The sequence below is a fragment of the Streptomyces ziwulingensis genome, assembly GCF_039542605.1.
In the GTDB taxonomy this organism is placed as follows: domain Bacteria; phylum Actinomycetota; class Actinomycetes; order Streptomycetales; family Streptomycetaceae; genus Streptomyces; species Streptomyces ziwulingensis.
Genome location: NZ_BAABIG010000041.1, coordinates 168,792 through 174,791 on the forward strand (window position 1 = coordinate 168,792; position 6,000 = coordinate 174,791).

General features: G+C 67.5%; 4 protein-coding genes. 1 reads left to right on the forward strand and 3 read right to left on the reverse strand.

Annotated features, from left to right (window positions below; genetic code table 11):
* Nucleotides 1–72 precede the first annotated feature (72 nt).
* Complete coding sequence (locus tag ABEB00_RS36105; protein WP_425586539.1) at nucleotides 73–381, forward strand: hypothetical protein; 309 nt, start codon at nucleotides 73–75, stop codon at nucleotides 379–381.
* A 1,255-nt stretch (nucleotides 382–1,636) separates the two neighbouring features.
* Here ABEB00_RS36105 and ABEB00_RS21195 read toward each other — a convergent pair.
* The 3 genes from ABEB00_RS21195 to ABEB00_RS21205 all read right to left on the reverse strand — a co-directional run.
* Entirely contained in the window at nucleotides 1,637–2,215 is a 579-nt protein-coding gene (locus ABEB00_RS21195; RefSeq protein ID WP_345621513.1) for a hypothetical protein, read from the reverse strand.
* A gap of 75 nt (nucleotides 2,216–2,290) precedes the next feature.
* Entirely contained in the window at nucleotides 2,291–3,331 is a 1,041-nt protein-coding gene (locus ABEB00_RS21200) for a HEAT repeat domain-containing protein (RefSeq protein WP_345621514.1), read from the reverse strand.
* 189 nt (nucleotides 3,332–3,520) lie between these two features.
* Nucleotides 3,521–6,000: toxin glutamine deamidase domain-containing protein (locus ABEB00_RS21205; RefSeq protein WP_345621516.1), on the reverse strand; the 2,480-nt coding region annotated here is incomplete at its 5' end.

Here is a 6,000-nt window from a genome sequence, read left to right on the forward strand (position 1 = left end):
CTGGGACAGTGAATCGACGCCGGACGTCCACAGGTTGACGGCATCACCGGCGGGGGAGTCGAACCGTACGGGATGAGCGTCGTCGCACTGGGCCGCGTCGATCAGGGCGACCTGGTCGGGATGCGCGGCCAGCCGCCCTCGACGTTGTACGGAGTCGAACTCATCCGCCTGCACGACGTGCATGGCCAGGCCCTGCACGAGATATCGGCCGGTCGTGCCGGTGACGGGCTGGGCCCCGAGCCACTCGACGACGTCACGGTTCACGTCGCGTACGAGTCCTGGCTCGGTGGTGCGACGGAGTGCTTCCGCGACGCGTTCGTCCCGGAAGGACACACAGTCGTCGGCATCCACCTCGATCATCGCGCGCGTGGACCGCAGTAGGGCGGTGACGTCGACGGGCCGCCCCGCCCTCCTCCCCAGAGCCTGGGCGAGCGCACTCCAGACGGCATACGGAGTACGGCGCACCTCGGCCAGGGCGAGCGCCCGCAACGCGTCGGTGCCCGCGTCTCCCGGATCCTCCGCAGCCGGATGTTCCGCAGCCGACTCCGGCTGCCCGACGGGCTGGAGCGTCATCACCTTGTTTCCGTGCCACTTCCTGGTGTCGGCCAGGTTCCTTTCCAGGACCACCTCGCAGCGGCCGGCCACGGCGAGCTGGACCGCGAAGCGATGCACCATCCGGTCGGGTTCCGCCGAGCGACGAGTGCGGCCTGCCCGCTGGGTGTTGGCGATGACGACCAGGCCACCCCTGACAGCGGAGTCCGCCAGCACGCCGGCCCAGTCGGAACGGCGCGCCGGAAGGGTTCGCCCGGTTCTCTCGACAAGCTGGAGGATGAGGTCCTCGCAGGTCAGTCCGGTGGCGTCCAGGAACACCGAGTCGGGGACGCACTCGTGCAGCCGCAGAAGTGTCCGGGTCCGTCCGGAGTCAGGCGGCCCCGTCACTTCCGCCAACAGACGTGTGTCGGTGTCGGCAAGACCGAGCGGCAGGGCGTGCTCCGGGACCCGCTTGGGTGAGGAGGGCCCCAGACGCTCTCGAACCACTCGGCGGGAGCGTTATGTGCCTCATCGGGGAAGTCGGCGGCACCCAGCCTGGTGTCCGTACGCAGCATCCTCTTGAGGAGGCCCGGTCGCGCCGCATTCCGGTCAGCCGGTCGGAGGGCGATATCCGGAATCGTAGGTGCGTCGTCGCCGGGATCGTCGGCGGGTTCGCCGCTGTCGAGATGCCACGCCGAACGGCCGCCCCGGCCGGTCGTGGCAACGGCCAGGGTGTCCGACCGGGCGGGTACGAGGTCCAGGCGGCGTACGGTCGGGCGCCTGATCAGGTGCTCCGTCGTGGCGACACCGGGCCCGGTGCCATGGGACCACAGGGTGTGCCAGGGCAGAGTGGACCGGTGGGCCGCGGCGAGGAGCCCTTCGGCCAAGGTCTTGCCGGACCGGCCGCGGCCGAGAAGCGAATGGTGCAGAAGAGCCAGCCACTCTCCGTGTGAGGAGGGCCAGATTCCGCGTTCGGCTAGGTAGTACAGGTTGGCAAGTGGGACGGAAGGGGACTCCGCCATCGCTAGGCCGCGCAAGGCGGTCACGTGGGCTGGGTTCTCGGCACCGGTCGGGTCCGCGGCGTACTCACCCGAGCCGCGCAATGTCAGCTCGCGCCCCCGGAGAGCGGCCACCAGCAGCCCACCATGGGCGCGGTGTGCGCCACCTCGATCAAGGGCCGCATCCGCACCCTGCGTTCATGGTTCCCGATGAGGGTCCGCACCACCTGCTCGATGGCCCGTTCCGGCTCACGCGTGGTGCGCAGGGAGCCTGCCCACTGCGTGTTCACCAGCAGCACCACCGGCCCCGCCGTGACACCGGTCACCACCTTCGAGAAGTCCGCGTCGTACGTGCCGGGCGCGGCCACGCCGAGGGCGTCCGTCAGTTCGCGCGCGACCTCCTCGGAGTGCAGGCCCGCGCAGTCGAGGTGGAGCGCGTCGGAACGCCGTTCGGCGATCTCCCGGAACAGCCCGGTCTTGCCGGCCCCTTCCCCGCCTCCGGTCCACAGCCACGCAGTGCTGTCGCGGGGCCTGTCGATCCAGCGCAACGCACTGGCGGGGGCGAGGCCGGGTGAGACTTCGGCGGGTCTGGGGCGGATGCACCCGCTCTCACTGCCCTCGACGGTGGCAGCGGTGTGAAGGTCGGTCGGGGCGTCCGCTGGGGTGTGGGGGAGCAACTTGGTCATGTCGAAGGCGGAAGATGCCCCAGGAGGGGTGGGGCAGGAGAGGGGCCCCTCCCGCGCTGCCTTTGGCGGGCGGTGTCAAAGGGGCAGGGCTCCCTTGAAGTGCAGGTTCGACAGGTCGGGGTGTGTGGTGGCAAGCCAGCCGTGCCCCCTCGTGTCACGTGGGAGCACAGACCCGGGCTCGATGGAAAGGTTATCGGCTGCCGTCAGCGCATAGGGGACGCCCTGCGCGTATTCTTCTGCCTCTTCCTCGTCAACCGCGTCCTGCCTGTACTCGATTTCGAACGGCAACGGATCGCCCGAGAATTGGGGGAAGGCATGAGTGCTGAAGCCGCGTACCGGGTGTCCGTTACGAGAGACGTACCAGTTTTCCGCAGAATTGTAGGGATCGGTCAGGTAGAAGTGGGCTTCGCCGCATCGCTCACTCACTCTGTCGGCCAGGGTGAAACCATCCCGCTCGTCCAGGTAGGAGTTTCCCCACAACAGGCGCCAGGTGGTGAACCTGGGTGTCGATACGTTGTCGTCTTCGGGGTCGAGTGCCGCGCGCCAACTGGTGATTTCTGGGGTGATGTACACGCGGTAGACGGTCTGCGTCTCTGCTTGCGCGTCCTCGACTTTCAGGGCGTCGGTGAATTCGGTGGCTGCGGCGATACCGGCCGTGCTGGTGATCGCCTGAAGGTCGTGCAGGCCGAGGGTGGACACGACGGTATCGAGCCGGTCGGCCGGAAATGCCAGCCAGCGGCCGGCCTCTGACGGGAGCTTGACCGGGTGCTGGTCCTTGAGCTTGATCCGCAACAGGCGTTCCACAGCGTGTCGGTCCGCAATGCCGAGTGCCGCGGCACCACCCGCGTCGACCAGGACCTTCAGTGCCAGGGACCGCAATTCCCCGGGGCCCTCCTGCCGGATCTGTCGCAAACGGGGTACCGCATCGACATCTATACGTTTCAGGACGGCCTCAACTCGCCTTCTCAGAGGAGTCGGGGCGTTGTCGCCAGCATGAAGGAGTAGGCGGTCGATCGCCTGTCCACCGAGCGTGACCAGAGAGTTCTCCGCAGCTCTCCGCAGCTCCCGGTCGCCTTCTGACAGGTCTCTCAGCAGAGCGTCGATGTTGTCTGACATGGCCACACCTTACTAGGGGCTTTTCTGAGATCTCCAGTGCGGGCTCATCAGCATGCTACCGGCGACGACAGTAACGAAAGCAGGGAGTTCGAAGCGGCTGGCTCATCGATTTCGCTGGGCACATCAGAAAACGCGCCACCGGCGAACGTAGAGTCAACCGGGTCCCAGAAGGGGCGATGTCACAGGCCCTCAGTCGAGTAGCTGGCCTCGCAGAGTGGACCAGGTTCCTGCGAGTGCGTCCATGTGCCGGTTGAATTCTTCTCCGATGGCATCCTCTTCGTCGGTTCTGGTCTCCTTGCGCTGGGCGTCCAGTTCCTTCGCGATGGCGTTGATAAGGCTTGCGCCGCTCTCACCCTCGATCCTCTTGAAGGCTCTGTTGAGGCGCTTTTCGTCGTCTTTGAAACGCTCACTCCATTCATCTTGCATGCGCTGCCGGATGTCTTGGTCCGACATCCCTGTCAAACTCGCAAGAGTGCTGCGCTTGTCTTTTGCCATTTGCTCACGACTGTTCACGCCTATCGGATCGTCTCGGTACGTGGTGCTGTAGTGGATGGGGACGTTCTCAAGCAGTGAGTCCTGAAGGGCGACCGAGCATTTGGCGTGTCCTTGGCCTTGGCCGCAGGGCTCGCGCTCGGTGTAGAGCCCGAGGGGCTTGTACTTGGTGCCGTCCGGGTCCATACGCTTGACCCAGTCCAACAGGTGCCTCTCTGAATGGCGCGGCTGAACTCCTGGCAGCTTCTGGTTGGCGGGAACGGAGGAATCCACAATGTACTCGACTTCATGGTCCGGTGGAGGACCCTGTACCTCCAGAACCGCGTAGTTCTTGCCGCTGAAGTCGGGCCCTTGTCGCCGCAGAGTGCTCACTTCATCGGGAAGGAGATTTTTGAACTCCGCTTTCTTGAACATTGCGTTCATCGCCATGCGGTGCAGCCGCACGCCGAGTGACTCTCTGGACAGTTTGGCGCCTCGGTCGGCGGTGCCGGGAGCGGGGTCGCCTTCGTTCTCGTTCCGGTAGGGGTGGTCGATGCGCTCTGGGCTGCGTCCCACACTGTGCTGCTGGTGGAAGGCGAGGCTGAGCCTGGCGAGAGAGGCGACCACGGCCTGCTGCTCGCCCCTGGACAGCCGATCGAAGCCCGGCAGGCTGCTGGTGAGCTGGTCTCGGGTGAACCTGTGTGGCCCCTCGGGAGCCGGATGCGGGCCGTCACCGGATGTGGCCCGCAGGACGCGGGTGAGATCCCCGGATTCCGCCCAGTGATCGAGCCTGGCGTGGACTCGGTCGAGTTCGACCCGGAACACGTCGCGCCTGTCTCGCAGATCTTGCTGCAGGTCGTCGGGCTCCAGCCCGTACTCCCTTGATGTTTCGGTTTCCGGTGTCGCGTGCGTGCGCGAAACATCGCTGTCCGGACCGTTCTCGGTGACGCGGCGGCTCTCGTCAGAGGTGTCGCTCTCGCCGCGGTCATGAGGATCGGTGTACTTGGCTTCATCCCCCTGGCCGTGCCCCGGCTGCTCAGGGGTGTCAGTCCCGGTCGGTTGTGCCGGCCGGTCAGGTATCGCACCGGCCGACGGAGCCTCCCGCCCTCGCTCGCTTCCGTCCACCTCTCCTGGCATGTGCCGGAGACCGGCGTCGCGGGATACGGACGGCTTAGTGGGGTCGCCGCTCTCCTCCCGGTGGGTGCCGTCACGGAGGGGCGGGGCGCCACCGGTCCCGTCGGCGTCGGCCGGGGTCGCGTCCCTGTTCTTGTCCCGCTTGCTCGTCGCATCCGTGGCGCCCGCGTCAGCGCGCTTCGGGGCTTCGCCCGGGACTCCGTTGTGCGGCGTCCCGTCGTTACCCGGGGTTGTCGATCCGGGGGTGCCCTGCGTGTGCTGCCCCGAGGACTGGGAGCCCTGCTGGTTGGTGGAGGTGGAGGTGGAGGTGGAGGTGGAGGTGGCGGGCTGTGTGGTGTCTATGGGGTTGCGGTCGGCGTCGAGTGGGATGTGCCAGACGTGGGCGGCTTGGTCGATGTGCAGGGGCTGGTGGCTGACCTGGCCGCTCTGGGTGTCGATCCAGATGATGTCGCCGTTGTGGTTGACGGCGTTGTAGGCGTGGCCGCCTCCGCCGGGCCAGTCGACCTGGACGATGGCGGCTGAGCCGGGGCCGGCTTGGCGGAGGGTGTCGGCGATGGTGTCGGCGGTGGCGGGGTCGCCGCCGGGGCCCGCGTAGGTGTGGGAGGCGCCGGTCCAGCGGATCTGGTTGTCGTTGGCGTTGCTCTCGGGGGACCAGGGGTCGGGGTTGCCCTGGGCGTCGGTGTCGGGTGTACGCGGGGCGGAGACCTGGGGGTTGCCGTACCAGGTTTCGAGGAAGCTGCGGGAGCAGTCGGCGCAGTTGTTGCTGCGTCCGGGGACTTGGTTGCCGCCGTCGTTCTGGAGTTGGGTCCAGGGGCCGAAGGGGTCGGGGAAGCGTTGGGGTGTGCCGTCGGGACTGTGGGGGACAGCGTCGGTGAGGGCTTGTTGGTCGGTGGGGTCGGGTGGGGTGAGCCCGCCGGGGTGGTGGTCGAGGTCGGCGCGGATGTCTTCGAGGCTGTCCTGGTGGGGGTGGTTCTGGTGCTGGGCGCTGCCGGGGTCGGGGGTGGGTGAGCCCGGGGGCTGGGGGGTGGTGGGGTCCGCGGCCGGGGGGTGCGGGGAGGTGTTCG

Bases quoted from the DNA above. Each gene is read 5' to 3' on its own strand.
- ABEB00_RS36105 (WP_425586539.1), top strand. From the start codon at position 73: ATGAGCGTCGTCGCACTGGGCCGCGTCGATCAGGGCGACCTGGTCGGG.
- ABEB00_RS21195 (WP_345621513.1), bottom strand. From the start codon at position 2,215: ATGACCAAGTTGCTCCCCCACACCCCAGCGGACGCCCCGACCGACCTT.
- ABEB00_RS21200 (WP_345621514.1), bottom strand. From the start codon at position 3,331: ATGTCAGACAACATCGACGCTCTGCTGAGAGACCTGTCAGAAGGCGAC.